At 55.9% G+C, this 4115-nt stretch carries 2 protein-coding genes; both read right to left on the bottom strand.

Annotated features, from left to right (window positions below):
* Window positions 1-61: 61 nt before the first annotated feature.
* Window positions 62-1948: a hypothetical protein gene (locus K7W03_RS26695; protein ID WP_222887933.1), complete on the bottom strand. Its 1887-nt coding sequence runs from the start codon at window positions 1946-1948 to the stop codon at window positions 62-64.
* Window positions 1949-2058: 110 nt separating this feature from the next.
* A complete protein-coding gene (locus K7W03_RS26690; RefSeq protein WP_222887931.1) occupies window positions 2059-2874 on the bottom strand; it encodes an AAA family ATPase in 816 nt (271 codons plus the stop codon).
* Window positions 2875-4115: the final 1241 nt, after the last annotated feature.

Genomic DNA, 4115 nt, shown 5'->3' with positions numbered 1-4115 from the left:
CTAACCCGGCACCATGAACCCGCCGCGACAATCTGTTCTCATCCTGATAGTCGCTGACCTCTCACCCAGATCGTCGCGCTATAGTAAGTATTGCTGGCAGATCGAAAGCCACATTTTCGAATGAAGAGATGTCGATGTTCGGTCGATTGCCTGCTACGAGTGGAAGGCAAAGCCTTTCTCGCGCATCCCTGTGTTGCGCATTGCCTCCCATGCGCTCAAGGATCAATTCCGAGAGGGTCGCACCAAGCGGTTTGACTGCTATTTCGAGCGGTAACTGACCGGTCATGATCATCCGGTCCAGCTGCACGTTCTGTTCTTGCCGCTCTGCAGACATATCGACCAATTCGCGCAGTGTTCCTGTGCGCATCGGGCCATCCGGACCAGATTTTTCGGCTGCGCCTCGGAGCCATTGCCCCGCTTCCCGGCCCCAATCCGTGCCTCGGCGGATCGCAAATCCAAAGGCAGCGGTTAAGATGTTCGGATCGTCTGGATTCTTTTCAACAGCGGCCCGAGCCAGTTCCTCGCAAATTGGGTCGTCCACAATCTGTGCAAACTCAGCGGCCTGCAGAAGCTGACGGTCGTCGCGATGGGAGCGACGGGCCCAATCTTGTTGCGCGATTGCTGCCAAATCGCGCCAACGTCCAGACTCCAAGCCGATATTGATCTCGAGCTGCCGTAATCCTGCATCATCGGGCTGTTTCAGCCGTAATGCGTACGTGATCGAACGTGCTCGTTCCAAATCGCCATTGCGGAAGGCAGCCCACCCCTTGTGCCTCATAACCGCATCATTGTGATCACCCGCGTCGCCGATCGCGTCGAGTAACTCATCGAGTTCCTGATCTTGCCTCGAATTGAACAAGGCGTTGGCTGCTTGAATGATTACATCGAGGTTTCGAGTTCGTTCCCATAGGTTGATCGCGAATGGCCCGATTCCCTTGGATTCTGAGTTTATCATCGCCAGAACCAAGTTCCTGAGATCGCCGTCCTCGCCGGTCTGCTCGAATGTGGAACGCCAAGTCTCTACCGCTTGGCTGGAATCCCGAGCCTCTTGTATGATGGCTTCTAATCGTTGGCACACCGAAGGCTCGAGACGTTCTCGCCACTGGTCGAGGAGAGCAATGGCGTCCCTATGTCTATCCTGCTTCGCCGCAATCTCGATCCGGATTCCGATCACCAGCGGAAGTGGAGCGCCTGCTGCGATTAGGGATTCTTCGTGGCGCGCGACGAACTCTATGATCTTATCCGCTGGTTCCCGTTCGATTGTCAGCTGCAGCGCGGCTATCAGGTCGTGGCCTTTAAGCCCGCCCAGCAGCTCCTTTCGCGCCAGCTCTTCATTTAGCACTGTCGCGTCAAACTCGATACCAAATGACGCCGCAAGTGATGCGAAAAGCGTCGCATTTTGGGGCTCAGCCGTCCGTCGAATGACTTCGTCAACTGCAGCAGTATAATGAACCGCGTCACGATCCAATAGCTGCAAGAACAGCCTTTGGGCATCAAACCATACAGCCTTGTCCGGATCGAGATTGGGAAATCTTGTTCTGAACTCGGCAAGATCCAGCAGTGCGGCTTCGCGAAGTCGCTTGCCCTCGCTATCGTTACGCAAATGGCCATGCTGCGGAAGCGCATTGTCAGCACCAGCCATGCCATCGCGCCGGTCACGGGGCAGCATCATAGCCAATCGCAAGCGCATTCGCGCGTAGGGCAAGGTCGGATTTTCGTTGGCTTGTTGCTCGGTGACCGACGCAAGCAGTTGTTCTGCCTCATCCCACTCGTCTTGTAGCGTCAACCACTCTGCCATCGTGGCTATGGCAAACCCGCTCATCGCTTCGGGGGCAAGTTTCTGTCGGATGTATGATAGCCCCGCAGCGATGTCGTCACGCCGCTTCAGCGCGTCAGCGACAAGCAATACAGAAACACTGTCGCCCCTACTTCCGACAAGGTCAAACACGCTCTGGTAGTCTTCTCGACCAAGTGCGACCCGGGCTCTGTCGATATCAAGATCGTTAGCTCCGGAGGATCGGGCTTGCTCGATCCAATTTTCGGCATCTTCGAACCTTTTTACGCGAGCCAACGCTGCCGCCGTAGACCGGAAAAGAGCAATACGGACATCCGTGCGATTAGCGCAGCGAGTTTCTGACGCTTCAAGATGTCCCCATTTGCGGGGACTTGCGCGGGTGGCTGGCGCGGCGAACTGAAGAATGCGAGGTTGGGCAACTCGCCGATGCGTCGCAGCGGCAGAAGCGAGGGCGAATGTGTCGCGATGACGATGAGCTTCTTATCAAGGTCGGCCGGGTCGCCCGCCACCCGCTCCATTTCCTCGAGGAGGAATGCCTGATGCTGCGGGTGCAGCGATATCTCCGGCTCGTCGATCAATAGTGCGCCGATCTCGTTGTTGTGAATGGCGGAGAGCAGCGCAACTAGCTGCAGGATGCCGCTGGCCTCAACGTTTGCTGGGTAGCTTCCGCCTCCTGACACAGGCGTGATCCTGACCGTGAGACCGTTCTGGGACCAGCCTAGCGATACGCTGCGATCTAAGAGCTGCTGGAGTCTCGCCTCGATCTTGAGCCGCAGATCGGCCCGGCGGTCGAGGGCCAGTAATGCCCCTGTGACACTCTCGAGGTCATGCCAGGTATCGCGATAGCTGATGTGTCCCACTGCTGCATCGCCACTTTGCATTGATCCCGGCGAATTCACGAACGCACGAAACCCCTCGAAAGGACTGCTTCGGCCAGCCGCAAGCAGGTGAATTTTGCGGTTCAGACTGGCGATCCGGTTTGTCCCGACTAAGGCTGTTTTGATGGTGCGCAGCGCACGCGTCTTGCCGCTTCCGTTCGCACCTACCAGCGTCGTGATCCCCGGCCGGAGTTCGATCAAGCCCTCCGCTCCTTCATCCCCTAAGAGTTGAAGCTTTATGCCGAGTGGCCAGAGGGGGCTTGCCGGTGGAGCATCACCAATCAACTTTGTGTCTCCTAATGAAAAAGCAGGCGATGGCGGAGTAGCCCTTTTAGCTTCTGCGATATCAGATACGAAAGACCCCATTAAACTCCGATGTTCAGTCGCCCAATCACAAAAAGCTGCAGATGCCTAGTTCGTCGCTGCGCATGAGTGTAGAGGTAGTTCAGGCTTGCGAAGCCACTACGATTTGGCCCTTGTCATCGCCTAACATGCCCAGAAAGCAGTCTGAATAATCGACCGTTCTCGGGAAAGAACAAAGGGTCGTCGGGCTCCTTGCTTTCGGTCGGCGGACAATCGTGCGGACGGCAGGTTTCCGCAGAAGCTGCCTGTGAAAGTCTGGCCAGCGAACGGCGTGCGTTGGGTCGCGAGCTGCCGGAATAGCGGACGGACCGCACCTGGGGATCGATAATCGGCGGCTGAATAGCAAGAAAGGGTCGAGATCAGTGGTAAAATGAGACCAATGGACTCGAATTCGTGCCGAATTGGCTCGAATTTTTTTGGGGGCTTATCCGGGGGCCTTTGTCATCCTCTAGTGCAAATTATCGAGCTTATTGAGGATGATAGTTTCGGTTTATGAGTCCCGTAAGCGCACCAGTACCTTGGCCTTATCGGCCGGATTTTCCCTACTGAAAGCGCTTTAAGATGGGTCCGTCGTGGGTTCCCTACGGGACGCGCTTTGGGCTTATGATTCGGTGGGATTGAAGGAAGGCGCGCCGCTAAGCTGTCAGATTTTGCCGTATCTGGGTCGACGCTAAGATTTTGATTGGGCCGCCTCCATGCTGAAGCTGGGTCCCCTTCCCCAATTTAGGAAACGGCTGCACTCAGCATGGTATCAAGATCTTCTAACAAATCTACGATTTGCGAGGCCGTGTTAGCCTCGACACGGGGGTCGTTTAGTGTGCTAACCTTGCCGACCGAATTGTGGGCTACGTCGCCGCGATTTTTACCATAGCTATCAAGTGCGCCGACGAGGATCGGGGGAATATCGTCCGATAATACTCCCACAGAATGACACATTCTCGAAAGGGCGTCTCGCTTGATACTATTGTTATCAGATTTTTCTTTTAGAGCTTTCCTAGGGTTCAGACTCGTTCAGAGCCAGAAGGCCACGGCGGCAGCGAGGCTGACGGCTGACAGGAAGTTCTGGGCGAGCTTGTCGT

Origin of the sequence: Sphingobium sp. PNB, from assembly GCF_019873065.1 — a bacterium.
Taxonomy (GTDB): Bacteria; Pseudomonadota; Alphaproteobacteria; order Sphingomonadales; family Sphingomonadaceae; genus Sphingobium; species Sphingobium fuliginis.
Note: the sequence above shows the minus strand (reverse complement) of the source record. Positions and strands in the feature narration are given on the sequence as shown.